14 protein-coding genes and 1 pseudogene are annotated in these 14985 nt (G+C 59.2%); 12 read left to right on the forward strand and 3 right to left on the reverse strand.

Annotated features, from left to right (window positions below; translation table 11 throughout):
* The first annotated feature begins 55 nt into the window (after positions 1 to 55).
* The gene (locus F8N12_RS08055) at positions 56 to 715 is read left to right on the forward strand and encodes a glutathione S-transferase family protein (RefSeq protein WP_150579979.1); all 660 of its coding nucleotides are present in this window, start codon (positions 56 to 58) and stop codon (positions 713 to 715) included.
* Between the two features lie 120 nt (positions 716 to 835).
* On the opposite strand, the gene argH is transcribed toward F8N12_RS08055, so the two are convergent.
* Complete coding sequence (gene argH, locus F8N12_RS08060) at positions 836 to 2230, reverse strand: argininosuccinate lyase (protein ID WP_150579980.1); 1395 nt, start codon at positions 2228 to 2230, stop codon at positions 836 to 838.
* Positions 2231 to 2687: 457 nt separating this feature from the next.
* Between argH and F8N12_RS08065 the strand changes: the two genes are divergently transcribed.
* The 7 genes and pseudogenes from F8N12_RS08065 (at position 2688) to rsd (ending at position 9136) form a co-directional block, all read left to right on the forward strand.
* Positions 2688 to 3434 (forward strand): LytR/AlgR family response regulator transcription factor, encoded by a 747-nt coding sequence (locus F8N12_RS08065; protein WP_008024350.1) that lies wholly within the window; start codon positions 2688 to 2690, stop codon positions 3432 to 3434.
* A gap of 138 nt (positions 3435 to 3572) precedes the next feature.
* Positions 3573 to 4514 carry a hydroxymethylbilane synthase gene (hemC, locus tag F8N12_RS08070; protein WP_150579981.1) on the forward strand — a complete coding sequence of 314 codons (942 nt, stop codon included), beginning with the start codon at positions 3573 to 3575 and terminating at the stop codon, positions 4512 to 4514.
* Positions 4511 to 5257 (forward strand): annotated as a pseudogene (locus F8N12_RS27785) (uroporphyrinogen-III synthase); the annotation flags it as partial. The gene hemC and the pseudogene F8N12_RS27785, both read left to right, overlap by 4 nt.
* A gap of 36 nt (positions 5258 to 5293) precedes the next feature.
* Positions 5294 to 6448, forward strand: a complete 1155-nt coding sequence (locus tag F8N12_RS27790) for a uroporphyrinogen-III C-methyltransferase (protein ID WP_224787681.1) — start codon at positions 5294 to 5296, stop codon at positions 6446 to 6448.
* On the forward strand, positions 6445 to 7683 hold the full coding sequence (locus tag F8N12_RS08080; RefSeq protein WP_150579983.1) for a heme biosynthesis protein HemY: 1239 nt from the start codon (positions 6445 to 6447) through the stop codon (positions 7681 to 7683). Before F8N12_RS27790 ends, F8N12_RS08080 begins: the two co-directional genes overlap by 4 nt.
* Before the next feature lie 265 nt (positions 7684 to 7948).
* Positions 7949 to 8500: a disulfide bond formation protein B gene (locus tag F8N12_RS08085; protein ID WP_150579984.1), complete on the forward strand. Its 552-nt coding sequence runs from the start codon at positions 7949 to 7951 to the stop codon at positions 8498 to 8500.
* A 177-nt stretch (positions 8501 to 8677) separates the two neighbouring features.
* Positions 8678 to 9136 carry a sigma D regulator gene (gene rsd, locus F8N12_RS08090; protein WP_150579985.1) on the forward strand — a complete coding sequence of 153 codons (459 nt, stop codon included), beginning with the start codon at positions 8678 to 8680 and terminating at the stop codon, positions 9134 to 9136.
* Between the two features lie 60 nt (positions 9137 to 9196).
* On the opposite strand, the gene F8N12_RS08095 is transcribed toward rsd, so the two are convergent.
* Positions 9197 to 9862, reverse strand: coding sequence for an FKBP-type peptidyl-prolyl cis-trans isomerase (locus F8N12_RS08095; RefSeq protein WP_150579986.1), 666 nt, complete (start codon positions 9860 to 9862; stop codon positions 9197 to 9199).
* Between the two features lie 192 nt (positions 9863 to 10054).
* Between F8N12_RS08095 and F8N12_RS08100 the strand changes: the two genes are divergently transcribed.
* Positions 10055 to 11167 carry an AlgP family protein gene (locus tag F8N12_RS08100; protein ID WP_150579987.1) on the forward strand — a complete coding sequence of 371 codons (1113 nt, stop codon included), beginning with the start codon at positions 10055 to 10057 and terminating at the stop codon, positions 11165 to 11167.
* On the opposite strand, the gene F8N12_RS08105 is transcribed toward F8N12_RS08100, so the two are convergent.
* Entirely contained in the window at positions 11164 to 11628 is a 465-nt protein-coding gene (locus F8N12_RS08105) for a TIGR02444 family protein (RefSeq protein WP_150579988.1), read from the reverse strand. The two genes, F8N12_RS08100 and F8N12_RS08105, sit on opposite strands and share 4 nt — an antisense overlap.
* Positions 11629 to 11678: 50 nt before the next feature.
* Between F8N12_RS08105 and F8N12_RS08110 the strand changes: the two genes are divergently transcribed.
* The 3 genes from F8N12_RS08110 (at position 11679) to F8N12_RS08120 (ending at position 14983) form a co-directional block, all read left to right on the forward strand.
* Positions 11679 to 13589 (forward strand): ATP-binding cassette domain-containing protein, encoded by a 1911-nt coding sequence (locus F8N12_RS08110; protein WP_150579989.1) that lies wholly within the window; start codon positions 11679 to 11681, stop codon positions 13587 to 13589.
* Between the two features lie 23 nt (positions 13590 to 13612).
* A complete protein-coding gene (locus F8N12_RS08115) occupies positions 13613 to 14173 on the forward strand; it encodes a mechanosensitive ion channel family protein (RefSeq protein ID WP_150580050.1) in 561 nt (186 codons plus the stop codon).
* 177 nt (positions 14174 to 14350) lie between these two features.
* Complete coding sequence (locus F8N12_RS08120) at positions 14351 to 14983, forward strand: LysE family transporter (RefSeq protein ID WP_150579990.1); 633 nt, start codon at positions 14351 to 14353, stop codon at positions 14981 to 14983.
* The last annotated feature ends 2 nt before the right edge of the window (positions 14984 to 14985 follow it).

Genomic DNA, 14985 nt, shown 5'->3' on the forward strand with positions numbered 1-14985 from the left:
GCTCCGGCGTTCTATAAAACAGCACTGCCAATTCGCACGGCCTGGAGGCTTTGCAATGTTCAAGCTTTATGGATTTTCCGTCAGCAACTATTACAACATGGTGAAACTGGCATTGCTGGAGAAAGGCCTGCCGTTCGAGGAAGTGCCGTTTTATGCCGGTCAGACTCCCGAGGCGCTGGCCATCAGCCCGCGCGGCAAGGTGCCCGTGCTCGGTGTCGAGCAAGGTTTCATCAACGAAACCGCAGTCATCCTGGAGTTTATCGAACAGAGTTCTCAGGCAACGGCGCTACTGCCAAGTGACCCATACGAACGCGCACAGGTTCTGGCGCTGGCCAAGGAAATCGAACTGTACATCGAGCTGCCGGGTCGCGCCTGTTATGCCGAGGCATTCTTCGGCATGCCCGTGCACGAGGCGATCAAGGAAAAGAGCAAAGCCGAGCTGCTGTTGGGATTTGCCTCGCTTGAACGCCACGGCAAGTTCTCGCCTTATGTCGCGGGCGACAGCCTGAGCATTGCGGACCTGTACTTCCTCTACAGCGTGCCGCTGGCCTGTGGCGTAGCGAAGAAGCTGTTTGATCTGGATTTGCTGGTGCAAATGCCGGCGGCCAAAGCCTTGCTTGAACGGCTTGAGCAAAACCCCAACGTGCAGCGAATTGCTGCAGATCGGGAAGCGGCGATGCCGGCGTTCATGGCGATGATTGCGGCCAAAAGGTAGATTTGCAGTGTTCTGAAGTGAGTCATCGGGATCAGGCTCACTCCCACGCGGGTATGCACAGTCATGTGTCCAACACATGTCCAGTGTGGGAGCGAGCCTGCTCGCGATGTTTTTTTCGCGCTAGCGGTTGGCGAGTAGTTCCTGGCCGCGCGCCACCGCTTGCCTGACCTGCGCCGGCGCTGTTCCGCCAATGTGGTCACGGGCGTTTACCGAGCCTTCCAGAGTCAGCACGGCGAACACGTCCTGATCGATCTGATCACTGAATTTACGCAGCTCTTCCAGGCTCATTTCCGCCAGGTCCTTGCCGCTTTCCACGCCGTACTTCACGGCGTGGCCGACGATTTCATGACAGTCACGGAAGGGCAGCCCACGACGTACCAGGTAGTCGGCGAGGTCGGTGGCGGTGGAGAAGCCACGCAACGCTGCTTCGCGCATTACGGCGTGTTTCGGTTTTATTGCCGGGATCATGTCGGCGAACGCACGCAACGAATCGCGCAACGTGTCGGCAGCGTCGAACAGCGGCTCCTTGTCTTCCTGATTGTCCTTGTTGTAGGCCAATGGCTGGCCTTTCATCAGGGTCAGCAGACCCATCAATGCGCCAAACACGCGGCCGGTTTTGCCGCGCACCAATTCCGGTACGTCGGGGTTTTTCTTTTGCGGCATGATCGAGCTGCCGGTGCAGAAACGGTCTGGCAAATCGATGAACTGGAATTGCGCACTGGTCCACAGCACCAGCTCTTCGGAGAAGCGCGACAGGTGCATCATCGCAATGCTCGCGGCCGAGCAGAATTCGATGGCGAAGTCACGATCGGAAACGTTGTCCAGCGAGTTGCCGCCGACTGCGTCGAAGCCTAGCAGCTGCGCGGTGTATTCGCGGTCGATCGGGTAAGTGGTGCCCGCCAGTGCGGCGCTGCCCAGCGGCATGCGGTTGGTGCGCTTGCGGCAGTCGACAAGACGTTCGTAATCGCGGCTGAGCATCTCGAACCAGGCCAGCATGTGATGCCCGAAGGTCACCGGCTGAGCGGTTTGCAGGTGAGTAAAGCCGGGCATGATGCTCGCGGCTTCCCGCTCCGCCTGCTCCAGCAAACCTTTTTGCAGACGGGTGATTTCAGCCAGGATCAGATCGATTTCGTCGCGCAGCCACAGACGAATATCGGTAGCGACCTGATCGTTACGGCTGCGTCCGGTGTGCAGCTTCTTGCCGGTTACGCCGATGCGATCGGTTAGGCGCGCCTCAATGTTCATGTGCACGTCTTCGAGGTCGATGCGCCAGTCGAACTGGCCGGCCTCGATTTCGCCCTGAATGGTTTTCAGGCCATCGGCGATGCTGTCGCGCTCTGCATCGGTCAACACACCGACCTTGGCCAGCATGGTAGCGTGGGCAATCGAGCCCATAATGTCGTGGCGATACAGGCGCTGATCGAAGGTGACGGAGGCGGTGAAGCGGGCGACGAAAGCGTCGACGGGTTCACTGAAGCGGCCGCCCCAGGACTGATTGGTCTTGTCAGTGCTCATGAATTCGCTCGTGTCTGCTGAAGAAATATGACGTTGAAAACTGTACGGATAATAACAGGGTTGCCAAGCCAGGCGTTGACACTGGTCGACACGATTTCCGTCCCGTCAGCCGCCGCCGGATAGCGGAGGCTGTAGCCCAATTGCGCAACGATATTTTTCGATTGAGCAATATCGCTCCGGCAACCGTCTACAGTTGGACAGTAGGCTCAGCGCACGTCCTGGCGCTTTAGCGACTATAAGAAGAGGGGGTGTTCAGATTGTTGATAAGCAAACCCTACGGCGATGCCTCGTCAACGCGGGACCGGGCTGCCAAATTCATGACAGATAAAAATTTAGCCGTCGGTCGAGCGGCACTTTTTGGCCTTCGCGCCAGTCTTAGCGTGGATCGCGGTGACGGACGTCACTTCACTTGTCTACGCTATCCTTGTGCGAGACTCACGCAGGAATCCAGCGCAATATGAATGTCCTGATCGTTGATGACGAACCCTTGGCCCGCGAGCGCCTGAGCCGAATGGTTGGCGAACTCGAGGGATACAGTGTCCTGGAGCCCAGCGCCACGAATGGCGAAGAGGCGTTGGCACTGATCGACAGCCACAAGCCGGATATAGTTTTGCTCGATATCCGTATGCCAGGCCTTGATGGCCTGCAGGTAGCTGCCCGATTGTGCGAACGCGAAACCCCGCCAGCCGTGGTGTTTTGCACAGGGCCCGATGAATTTGCCGTGGAAGCCTTACAGGCAAGCGCCGTAGGCTATCTGGTGAAACCTGTGCGTACCGAACAATTGCATGACGCCCTGAAGAAAGCCGAGCGGCCCAATCGTGTGCAGCTCGCAGCCTTGACCCGGCCTGCCGCCGAAACGGGCAGCGGCCCACGCAGTCACATCAGCGCCCGAACCCGTAAAGGGATCGAATTGATTCCACTGGGTCAGGTGGTCTATTTCATAGCGGATCACAAATACGTGACCTTGCGCCACGAAGGCGGCGAAGTATTGCTGGACGAACCGCTCAAGGCCCTTGAGGATGAATTTGGCGATCGTTTCGTGCGTATCCATCGTAACGCGCTGGTCGCACGGGAACGCATCGAACGTCTGCAGCGCACGCCATTGGGACATTTTCAATTGTTTCTCAAAGGTCTGAACGGCGACGCCTTGATTGTCAGTCGTCGTCACGTGGCTGGCGTGCGGAAAATGATGCAACAGCTTTAATTCGCCGCTCCCAGGCGAGTACCACACCCGATTGCCGGACGTTCGAGGCCAGGGAGGCCAGGTATTACCTGATACAAGTCAAAGTGGATTTGGCTGAGCTGTTATTATCCGCCGTATCTATTCAGTACGGATTGATCCATGTCCTCTCGCGAAATCCGCATCGCCACCCGCAAAAGTGCTCTCGCCCTGTGGCAGGCCGAATATGTCAAAGCGCGGCTTGAAGAAGCTCATCCAGGCTTGCTCGTGACGCTGGTTCCCATGGTAAGTCGCGGCGACAAGTTGCTCGATTCGCCACTGTCGAAGATCGGCGGCAAGGGTTTGTTCGTCAAGGAACTGGAGACCGCGCTGCTTGAAAACGACGCTGATATTGCCGTGCACTCCATGAAAGACGTGCCGATGGACTTCCCCGAAGGCCTCGGTCTGTTCTGTATATGCGAGCGCGAAGATCCACGCGATGCGTTCGTCTCCAATACCTACGCCAGCCTGGATGAGTTGCCGCAAGGCAGCATCGTCGGCACCTCCAGCCTGCGTCGTCAGGCGCAGTTGCTGACCCGTCGTCCGGACCTGGAAATCCGTTTCCTGCGTGGCAACGTCAATACTCGCCTGGCCAAACTGGATGCGGGCGAGTACGACGCGATCATCCTGGCGGCGGCTGGCCTGATTCGTCTAGGCTTCGAGGATCGCATCACTTCGGCGATCAGCGTTGACGATAGCCTGCCGGCCGGCGGACAGGGTGCGGTGGGCATCGAATGCCGTAGCGCGGACAGTGAAGTCCACGCCTTGTTGACACCTTTGCATCACGATGACACCGCCACCCGTGTGTTCGCCGAGCGCGCCCTCAACAAGCATCTTAACGGCGGTTGCCAGGTGCCGATCGCCTGTTATGCCGTGCTGGAAAATGAGCAGGTCTGGTTGCGTGGCCTGGTGGGTGATCCGAGTGGTGGGCTGCTATTGAGTGCTGAAGGCCGGGCGCCGCGTGGGGATGCAGAAGCGCTGGGTGTCAGAGTCGCCGAAGACCTTTTAAGTCAAGGCGCCGATGACATTCTCAGAGCGGTATACGGCGAGGCAGGTCACGAGTGACTGGCTGGCGCCTGCTGCTCACCCGTCCTGCAGAGGAGTCTGCGGCGTTGAGCAGCACGCTTGCCAAAGCGGGGATTTTCAGCAGCAGTCTGCCACTTCTGCAGATCCACCCCCGGCCTGTCTCTGCCACGATGAGAGAGATCCTCCAGCATCTGGATCGTTACTGCGCGGTCATTGTGGTCAGCAAGCCGGCCGCCAGAATTGCCTTGGCGCATGTTGCAGAACACAGTATTCATTTGCCGGACCTGAAGTGGTTCAGTGTGGGTGCGGCTACCGCGCAGATCCTCGAAATGCAAGGTCTGAAAGTCTTTTTTCCGCCAGCGGGAGATGACAGCGAGGCCTTGCTCGAAATGAGCGAGCTGCGCGAAGCAGTGGCGAAACCAGGTTCGCAGGTATTGATCATCCGCGGGGAAGGCGGGCGCGAGATGCTTGCCGATCGACTGCGCGAGCTGGATGCCGCTGTCGATTATCTGGAGTTGTACCGTCGCGAGTTGCCGCAGTATCCACCAGGGATCCTGCCCAAGAGGATCGAAGCGGAACGCTTGAACGGGCTGGTGGTCAGCAGTGGACAGGGTTTCGAGCACTTGCATCAATTGGCTGGCGATGCCTGGCCGCTTTTGGCGCAGTTGCCGTTGTTGGTTCCAAGCCCACGGGTCGCCGAGCTGGCACGGGCCGCCGGGGCTCAAACAGTTGTGGATTGTCGTGGCGCCAGTGCCGCGGCTTTGCTGACGGCGTTACGGGAACACCCGAACCCGTTCTCTAATGCAAAGGATGGATACGTGAGCGAAACAACCTTGCCAAAAGATGACGTCCGGCCCGTGTTTGATGCGCCGGTTGATGCCCCGGTTGATGCCCCGCCACCTGCTGCGGACCGGCGCCGGGGTAGTGGCCTGGCGATCGTTGCGTTGCTGTTGGGTGCCGCCGGTGTTGCCGTAGGCGGTTGGGCGGTCTGGCAGGTGCGTCACCTGCAAGCCAATAACCAGCAACAGCTAACTCAGGTGCAGGCGTTGAACGATCAGGCGCAAAGCCTGAAGCTCAATGAGCAGCGCCTGACGGCTCGGCTCGCGCAACTGCCTGCCGCTGACGAGCTTGAAGCCCGCAGTCGTCTGGTGGCGCAACTTCAGGGCGACCAGCAGCGCCTGAACCAGCGTCTGGAAACCGTACTCGGTGCCAGCCGCAAGGACTGGCGTCTGGCCGAGGCTGAACACCTGTTGCGCCTGGCCAGCCTGCGTCTGTCGGCCTTGCAGGACATCAGCAGCGCCCAGGCACTGGTGCAGGGTGCCGATGAAATCCTCCGCGAGCAGAACGATCCGGGTTCATTCGCCGCCAGAGAACAAGTCGCCAAAACCCTGGTTGCGCTACGCAGCACCGAACAACCAGACCGCACCGGTCTGTTTCTGCGCCTCGGTGCTTTGCGCGATCAGGTCATCAACCTCACCGAGCTCGCGCCTGAGTACAAGGACCGCGGCGAATCGCTGCTGGGTTTGACTGCCGATGGTGACGGCACCAGTCGTTGGGCGCAGTGGTGGGACAAGATCTCGCGCTACATCCGTATCGATTTCAATGCTGACAAAAATGTCCGGCCGCTTCTGGCGGGTCAGGGTCTGAGTCAGGTGCGTCTTGCCTTGAGTCTCGCGCTGGAGCAGGCGCAGTGGGCAGCGCTGAACGGTCAAGCTGCGGTTTATACGCAGTCCTTGGCGGAAGCACGGGATGTGCTGACGGGCAATTTCAATCCAGACAATCCCCAAAGTAAAGTCATGCTTGAGCAGGTTGGCGAGTTGAGCAAGGAGCCCGTCACGGTGGTCACTCCGGATCTGGCCGGCACCTTGAGCGCGGTTCAGGGATATCTCGAACGTCGAAATGTCAACGCCGTCGAATCGGTCAAGCCGATGGAAAAACCGGCCGCAAGCACAACGCCGGAGGCCATGCCATGAAACGCCTCTATGTGATCGTGTTTCTGGTGATCGCCGCCGCAGCTGCGTTGGGGCTGGCGATCGCCGAGCATTCCGGCTATGTGCTGGTGGCTTACAAAAGCTTTCGCTATGAGTCGAGCCTGTGGGCGACGCTTGCTGTGGTGGCCGTTCTCTGGTTGCTGGTGTGGGGCATCAGGGTGCTGATCGAATTGGTCATGACGTCCAGCGGCGTGGTTAATCCCTGGTCGCGGCGAAATCGCAGCCGTCGCGTGCAGGTGGCGATCGAACACGGTCAGCTCGACCTCGCTGAGGGGCGCTGGGCGAGTGCGCAACGTCATCTGCATCGCGCTGCCGAAGCCGAACGTCAGCCGTTGCTGTATTACCTCGGTGCCGCTCGTGCCGCCAACGAGCAGGGTCACTATGAAGAAAGTGACAAGTTGCTGGAGCGTGCACTCGAGCGTCAGCCGCAGGCGGAGTTGGCGATTGCCCTCAGTCATGCACAGCTGCAAACCGACCGGGGCGATACCGACGGCGCGCTGGTCACCTTGCAAGCCATGCACGAACGCCATCCACACAACGTTCAGACGCTGCGGCAGTTGCAGCGGCTGCATCAACAGCGCGGCGATTGGTCGGCAGTGATTCGCCTGCTGCCGGAATTGCGTAAAGACAAGGTTTTGCCGCCGGCCGAGCTGGCCGAGCTGGAACGTCGGGCGTGGGGTAACAACCTGTCACTGGCGGCGCATCTGGAAGAGGACGGGACGGTAGGTCTGCAATCACTCAACCGCGCCTGGCAGCAGCTGACGTCGGCGCAGCGCCAGGAACCGCAACTGGTATTGGCGTATGCCGAGCAGTTGCGGCAGTTGGGTGCTCAGGTCGAGGCTGAAGACATTTTGCGTTCGGCTCTCAAGCGCCAGTACGACAGCCATTTGGCCCGTCTCTACGGACTGGTACGCGGCAGTGATCCGGTTCGTCAGTTGCAAGTGGCCGAGGGTTGGCTCAAGGAGCATCCCGCCGATCCTGGTCTTCTGCTGACGCTGGGTCGTCTGTGCCTGCAGAACAGTCTGTGGGGCAAGGCGCGCGACTATCTTGAAAGCAGTCTGCGCTTGCAGCGAAATCCTGAAGCTTGTGCCGAGCTGGCTCGTTTACTCGCGCAACTGGGCGATACCGAACGCAGCAATCAGCTTTTTCAGGAGGGCCTCGGCTTGCTGGACGAGCGCCTGTTGGCGGCGCCGCTGCCTTCGCTGACTCACGCATGAAATTGTATTTCGTAGCAGCTGGCGCAGCCTGCGTCAGCTGCCGCTGCACATCGCGATCGGACCGGACTTTTTGCACAAGTGGAACTGCCCTTTCCTACTCGCAGCTTCTGTCTTAGGCAAAATCCTACAGAGGACTACATCTTGTCCTCTCATAGCTGTCGGGATTTCCCTACACAACTGCTGAAGTGTCGCGGGTAGTTAGTGTTGAAACGCGGGCGCGCTTTCCTCTACCGTAACCACTTGTCTCTACTGGTATGCAAAAGCCATGTCCCTCGCCTGCTCACGCTCCTTTTTTTTCATGGTTTTCCTGGCTGGTTCACTGGCGTTGGGCGTCTCCTATTACCTGGAATATGCCGTAGGTCTCCAGCCTTGCGGGTTGTGTTTGTTACAACGCATAAGCCTGGCAATGCTGACGGGTGTCTGTCTGATGGCGTCCGTGCATGGGCCAGGGCGGCTCGGAGCATTGCTGTATTGGTTGCTTGGATTGATGGCTGCGCTGGCAGGCACGGTGACAGCGTGGCGACAGGTATTGTTGCAGAGTGATCCAGCCAAGCAATTCGCCACGTGCTCGGCCAATTTATCGGACGTGTTCGCGATCACACCCTGGACGCATATGATGCAACAACTGTTCGCAGGTACTGCGGATTGCGGCCGCATAACATGGACTTTGTTCGACCTGAGTATCCCGGAATGGAGCCTGCTGTTCTTTCTTGCAATGACGATCCTTGTGGTCTGCCAAATGCTGCAACAGGTTTGGACAGCCTTTCAGCGACCGCTCAGCGGCGAGTCATCACCCCCGGCGCTGGCGGGCGATTAAACACTTGTATGAACTTTATCACCTGCGTACCTTGATGCCATTGGCGTGCGGGCATAATCTGGCCGGCACGTGTCATTGGAATAATGTTGCTCGAATGACGCTCCGCCAGCGCGATTTCCGATTCCGGGAAGGCGGTTGGTGTAGGGCAGCATGACCCACAAGGGAAGAGAGATCACCATGCTCGAAAGTTGTCAGAATGCTCAGGAACGCTGGGGTGGAGTGCATCTGCTGATCGATCGCTGGTTGCAGGAGCGTCACGAACTGGTTCGGGCTTATGATGACCTCGGCGAAAAGCCTGAGGCGTTGAGCGAGAACCGCAAACATTTGCAGGAGTTCTGCGGTGTGCTGGTTGATTACGTTTCCGCCGGTCATTTCGAAATCTACGAACAGCTGACAGGCGAGGCCAAAGCCTTCAACGACAAACGTGGTCTGGAACTCGCCGAAACGATCTACCCACGCATCGATGTCATCACCGAGAAACTGCTTGCTTTCAACGACCTGTGCGATGAAGGCAAATGCGTCGCGGAGAAGTTCAAGGAGCTGGGTGGCCTATTGCACGAGCGCTTCGAACTGGAGGACTGCCTGATTGAAGTACTGCACACGGCTCATAAGGAAGAAGATCCGGTTCAGGCTTGAATCGCTTCCTGCAAGACCTTCAAAACGGTGCGCTCTGCGCGCCGTTTTCGTTTGCGCAATTCACTGAGTAGCGCCGCGCAACTCCACGTCGAAAATCAGCGGCGTGAAAGGCTCGATCAAGTCCCCCGCGCCCTCCGCGCCATAAGCCTGCGAGGATGGAATTATCAGTCGCCATTTTGCCCCCACCGGCATGTCTTGCAGTGCGCTACGCCAGCCGCTGATAACGCTGTCGAGGCTGAACCATTGCGGCTGACTGTTCTGATCGAACACGCTGCCGTCCGGGAGCCGCCCGACATAAAGCACCTGCACTCTGCCACTCGGACCTGCTTTTGCACCCGAACCGGGAGTCAGTTCTGTCATGAGGATGCCATCGGCAAGTGTCCGCACGCCCGCTCTGGATTTTTCCTCGGCAAGGAAACGCTGTTCTTTTTCGAGGGCAACTTCGTTCCGTGGCGTGCCGTGTTTGAGCGCAGTCTGGGCTTCGTGCTCACTCAGAATATGTTCGATACGTGCATCGTCAAGCGCTAGCGGTTGATCTTTGTAGGCTTGCTGCAAGCCCTCCACCAAGGCCTGAAGCTGCAAGTCTGGAACCTCTTGGCGCAAGCGTTCGCCAAGGCTTGCGCCAAGACTGTAGGCAAGATCGTGAGCCTCCTTTGCGGTGGATTGTTGCGCAGCATGAGCCATCGAAAAAAATACGCACGGCAATAAAAACAGGTAGCGCGACATGGGCACTCTCCGATCTGAGATGCGGCGGATTATGCCAGTGTGGATGGGTTGAACGGTGAACTGGATTATGCCGGGCGCGGAAGATTTTCCTTCAGTTGCAACGCAGCGGTTTCGATACTGTCAACATGCCCTAGCGGCGGTATCAGCAGAGGTCTAGTATGAGCCGCACCCACGTCAGCCAGGAGGTAAACCATGTCGGCCACCAAGAAGCCTGTAAATACTCCGTTGCACTTACTCCAACAGCTTTCGGGCAGCTTGCTCGAGCATTTGGAAACCGCTTGTTCGCAAGCCTTGGCTGATGCTGAAAAACTGCTCGCCAAACTGGAAAAACAGCGCGGTAAAGCGCAGGAAAAACTGCATAAATCCCGCACCAAATTGCAGGACGCAGCGTCCGCCGGCAAAGCCAAGGCACAGGCCAAAGCCAAGGGTGGCGTCAAAGAACTCGAAGACCTGCTCGATGCCCTCAAGGATCGTCAGTCCGAAACACGCAACTACATCGTTCAGCTCAAGCGCGACGCTCAGGAAAGCCTGAAACTGGCCCAAGGTATCGGTCGAGTGCAGGAAGCAGTCGGCAAAGCGTTGTCATCGCGTTCGGCCAAGTCTGCAGCAGTTCCTGCGAAGAAATCCGCAGCCAGGTCGGTCGCTGCAAAAGCTTCGCCAACACCTGCCGCCAAAGCTCCGGTAAAAGCGGCTGCCAAGCCAGCGACAAGAAAACCGGTGGCTGCCAGCACTGCAAAACCAGCTGCTAAAACGACTGCTACCAAACCAGCCGCCGCCAGAACGACAGCTGCGAAAACTGCCGCCGCGAAACCTGCCGCAACCAAAACCGCTGTCGCAAAACCGGCCGCCAAGCCTGCTGCGAAACCAGCCGCTAAAACTGCCGCCTCAAGGTCTGCAGCCAAGCCAGCCGCCAAACCAGCCGTGACTAAAATCGCGGCTAAACCGGCTGCTAAACCTGCGACCAAAGCTGCCGCTAAACCGGCAGCCAACACTGCTGCTGCAAAGCCTGCCTCTGCAGCCAAAACTGCATCGGCAAAGCCGGCAGCCAAACCCGCTGCGGCCAAAACGGCAACAGCGAAACCAGCAGCAGCAAAACCGGCCACCAAGCCTGCGGCCAAAGCGGCGGTGAAAAAACCGGCCGCTGCTGCCAAACCAGCTGCAGCAACTGCTGCAAAACCAGCCAGTCCAGCGCCGTCTGCTTCGACTGGGTCTGCGCCAGCAGCCAATTCCTCGACGACCTCCACAGCATCGCCAACACCTGCTGGCGCGTCGAGCACCAGCAACACCCCAACCAGCGCTTCCTAAGTGCCGGTCACCGCAACGCGCAGTTGATGCAGCGCGTTGCGGTCCAGGTTGGCGGCACCTGCCGCCACACCGTCCAGCCACGCCGAGTAATCTGTCGCTTCGCTCTGCGGCCAATCGATCGCGGCTCGTTCCAGACGCAATAGCAGATGCCGCTCGGCTTCCAGCTCCAATGCCTTCACTTGTTCACGCAGATCGCGCAGGCCGACATCGTCGCCAGCGGCAGCTTTCCATTGCTCACGCAATGATCGCAGCGGCCGCACCACGTCCGCGTCCCACGGTTCCGTCATGGTTCGCAATACTTCAACTCGTTGTTGGTTGCAGCGGACGCCACGCTCTGCCAGCCACAGGCCACACAGCAGCAGGCACACATTCACCCCTGCGGACTGCAATGTCAGGCACGCCGCTTCTGCGCCGGGGCGGGCATAAGTGCCAAGGGAAAAGCTCCACAGGTCAGAGGACATAGTGCTACTCGCGCCAGTTGCGAGCGAAGCTGGTAGACTCCGCCGCCATTATGATTCGACTTCAGAACCTGACTTTACAGCGTGGCCCGCAGCGTCTGCTAGAAGATGCCGAGCTGACCCTGCACGCCGGCCACAAAGCCGGCCTCATCGGTGCCAACGGCGCCGGCAAATCGAGCCTGTTCGCATTGCTTCTGGGGGACCTGCACCCAGACTCGGGGGACTGCTTCCTGCCGGCCGACTGGCGCATCGCCCACATGCGCCAGGAGATCGACACCCTCGATCGCATTGCGGTCGACTACGTGCTCGATGGCGACTTGCGTCTGCGCGAGGTGCAACGCGACCTGGCTGCCGCCGAAGCGGCGCATGACGGTGCCGCTCAGGCCCGCCTGCACGCGGAGCTCGACAGCGCCGACGGTTACACCGCCGATCCTCGTGCCCGCAAGTTGCTCGCCGGCCTCGGTTTTACCAATGACCAGATGGACCGCCAGGTAGGAGATTTCTCGGGTGGCTGGAGGATGCGTCTGAATCTGGCGCAGGCCTTGATGTGTCCCTCGGACTTGCTGCTGCTGGACGAACCGACCAACCACCTGGACCTGGACGCCATTATCTGGCTGGAAGAGTGGCTCAAGAGTTATCCCGGCACCCTGATGCTGATCTCCCATGACCGGGACTTTCTCGACGCCGTGGTCGATCACGTCGCACATGTCGATCAACGCAGGATCACCTTGTATCGAGGCGGTTATACCGCTTTCGAACGCGCCCGCGCCGAACGTCTGGCCCAGCAGCAGCAAGCCTACGAGAAGCAACAGGCGCAACGTGCGCACATGGAAAGCTACATCGCCCGCTTCAAGGCCCAGGCCACCAAGGCTCGTCAGGCGCAGAGCCGGATCAAGGCGCTCGAGCGGATGGAAGAGTTGTCCGCCGCCCACGTTGATTCACCCTTCGACTTCGTTTTCCGCGAGTCGACCAAGATTTCCAGTCCGCTGATCGATCTGTCGGACGCGCGCCTGGGCTACGGCGACAAAACCGTGCTGGAGAAGGTCAGGCTGCAACTGACCCCTGGCGCACGCATCGGTCTGCTCGGCCCGAACGGGGCGGGTAAGTCGACCCTGATCAAAAACCTCTCTGGCGAACTCGAGCCGTTGGCCGGGCGCCTGACCCGTGGCGAAAACACCGTCGTCGGTTATTTCGCCCAGCATCAACTCGACTCCCTCGATTCCAAAGCCAGCCCATTGCTGCACATGCAGCGCCTGGCGCCGACCGAGCGCGAGCAGACCTTGCGCGATTTCCTCGGTGGCTTCGACTTTCGCGGCGCGCGGATTGATGAGCCGGTGCTGAACTTTTCCGGCGGTGAAAAGGCTCGTCTGGCGCTGGCGTTGATCGCCTGGGGCCGGCCTAACCTGTTGCTGCTCGATGAACCGACCAACCACCTCGACCTGGAAATGCGCCTGGCCCTGACCATGGCCCTGCAGGAATTCACGGGCGCGGTATTGGTGGTTTCTCACGATCGGCACTTGCTCAAGAGCACTACCGACAATTTCTATCTGGTCGCAGACGGCAAGGTCGAAGAGTTCGACGGCGACCTTGAGGACTACACCCGCTGGCTGGTGGAATATCGTCAGCGCAACGCACCGGTCAGCAATACCCCGGTGAATCCGGACAAGACCGACAAGAAAGCGCAGCGCCAGGCCGCCGCCGCATTGCGTCAGCAACTGGCGCCGCACAAGCGTGAAGCCGACAAGCTCGAAGTCGAGCTGGGCAAGCTGCACGAAAAGCTGGCGAAAATCGATGCCAGCCTTGGCGACAGCGACATCTACGAACCGGCGCGCAAAAACGATCTACGCGATCTGCTGGCCGAGCAGGCCAAGCTGAAAGTGCGCGAAGCCGAGCTTGAAGAGGCGTGGATGGAAGCCCTGGAATTGCTTGAAAGCATGCAGGCGGAGCTGGAGGCGTTGTCCTGATGCAAGGCTTCACACTGGCAAAGATGTCGCCTGTCTGGATCGAGCCGATCTGGTTCACCTTGCAGATCGTCCTGATTCTGCTGGCAGGGTATCTGGCGCAACGGTTTGTGGCCCGGTGCCTGACGCGTCTGGGTGAGCGTTATGCGTTCCCGCCGCAATTGCTGATGCCTCTGCGTGGCGTGCTGCGCTGGCTGATCATGGGCAGCGCGCTGATCTTCGTGCTGGAGCGTCTGGGCGTATCAGCGACGGTACTGTGGACGGCCTTGTCCGGATTCGTGGCGGTCGCGGCGGTGGCGTTCTTCGCCATGTGGAGCGTGCTGTCCAATCTGCTGTGCGCCATCCTGATTTTCACCGTCGGCCCCTTCCGCATTGGCGATGTGGTCGAGCTGGTCGATACCACCGACAAACCTGGCGTCAAAGGCCGGGTGGTGGCAATCAATCTGCTCTACACCACTTTGGTTGAGGCTGAAGAATTGGGAACTGGCAGTGCCATGGTGCAGGTGCCGAACAGCCTGTTCTTCCAGCGTTCGGTTCGGCGCTGGCGTGGAACCGACGTGTTTCCATCGAGTGGTTTTGAGAAGTAGGCGCCTTCGCTTGGCCCCGGAGCGCGAACAGCTTCGCGGCCGAACAGTCTGTCAGACAGTTCCTTTCTTGCTGTAAACCTGCGCCGGGCGTTTCGACACGTCACAAAAAACCAGTAGTCAACCGCCCAAAGCCGCTTTAGCTTAGATGTCTGTCACGGGTCTGGGGTGAGGTGTGCGATGGAGCTCGAAACATGGCTGGCATTCTTTGCCGCTTGCTGGTTGATCAGTTTTACGCCTGGTGCCGGCGCTATCGCGTCAATGTCCAGTGGTTTGCAGTACGGTTTCTGGCGCGGCTACTGGAATGCGCTCGGGCTACAATTGGGCCTGGCTTTGCAAATCGCGATTGTGGGTGCCGGTGTCGGAGCAATTCTCGCGGCTTCCGCTACAAGCTTTTATGCCATTAAATGGTTCGGCGTCGCTTACCTGGTTTATCTGGGGATCAAGCAATGGCGAGCATTACCCAGCGACATGAGCGATGACGCGGCCGTGCGCCCGATCGGCAAGCCGTTGGTGCTGATATTCCGTGGCTTTGTGGTCAATATGAGCAATCCCAAGGCCTTGGTGTTCATGCTCGCGGTATTGCCGCAATTCATCAATCCGCATGCACCGCTGTTGGCGCAGTACCTGATCATTGGCGCGACCATGGTCTGTGTCGATTTGATCGTAATGGCGGGTTACACCGGGCTGGCGTCGAAAGTGCTGCGTCTGTGGCGCACGCCGACACAGCAAAAGCGCATGAACCGCACGTTTGGCGGACTGTTTATCGGTGCAGCCGCGTTCATGGCGACGTTGCGCAAAGCTTCGGTGTAAAA

This window comes from Pseudomonas fluorescens (genome assembly GCF_902497625.1).
GTDB classification, from domain to species: Bacteria; Pseudomonadota; Gammaproteobacteria; order Pseudomonadales; family Pseudomonadaceae; genus Aquipseudomonas; species Aquipseudomonas fluorescens_BQ.

Coding starts and splice junctions, on each gene's coding strand:
- F8N12_RS08055 (WP_150579979.1), top strand. CDS start 56: ATGTTCAAGCTTTATGGATTTTCCGTCAGCAACTATTACAACATGGTG.
- argH (WP_150579980.1), bottom strand. CDS start 2,230: ATGAGCACTGACAAGACCAATCAGTCCTGGGGCGGCCGCTTCAGTGAA.
- F8N12_RS08065 (WP_008024350.1), top strand. CDS start 2,688: ATGAATGTCCTGATCGTTGATGACGAACCCTTGGCCCGCGAGCGCCTG.
- hemC (WP_150579981.1), top strand. CDS start 3,573: ATGTCCTCTCGCGAAATCCGCATCGCCACCCGCAAAAGTGCTCTCGCC.
- F8N12_RS08080 (WP_150579983.1), top strand. CDS start 6,445: ATGAAACGCCTCTATGTGATCGTGTTTCTGGTGATCGCCGCCGCAGCT.
- F8N12_RS08085 (WP_150579984.1), top strand. CDS start 7,949: ATGTCCCTCGCCTGCTCACGCTCCTTTTTTTTCATGGTTTTCCTGGCT.
- rsd (WP_150579985.1), top strand. CDS start 8,678: ATGCTCGAAAGTTGTCAGAATGCTCAGGAACGCTGGGGTGGAGTGCAT.
- F8N12_RS08095 (WP_150579986.1), bottom strand. CDS start 9,862: ATGTCGCGCTACCTGTTTTTATTGCCGTGCGTATTTTTTTCGATGGCT.
- F8N12_RS08100 (WP_150579987.1), top strand. CDS start 10,055: ATGTCGGCCACCAAGAAGCCTGTAAATACTCCGTTGCACTTACTCCAA.
- F8N12_RS08105 (WP_150579988.1), bottom strand. CDS start 11,628: ATGTCCTCTGACCTGTGGAGCTTTTCCCTTGGCACTTATGCCCGCCCC.
- F8N12_RS08110 (WP_150579989.1), top strand. CDS start 11,679: ATGATTCGACTTCAGAACCTGACTTTACAGCGTGGCCCGCAGCGTCTG.
- F8N12_RS08115 (WP_150580050.1), top strand. CDS start 13,613: ATGTCGCCTGTCTGGATCGAGCCGATCTGGTTCACCTTGCAGATCGTC.
- F8N12_RS08120 (WP_150579990.1), top strand. CDS start 14,351: ATGGAGCTCGAAACATGGCTGGCATTCTTTGCCGCTTGCTGGTTGATC.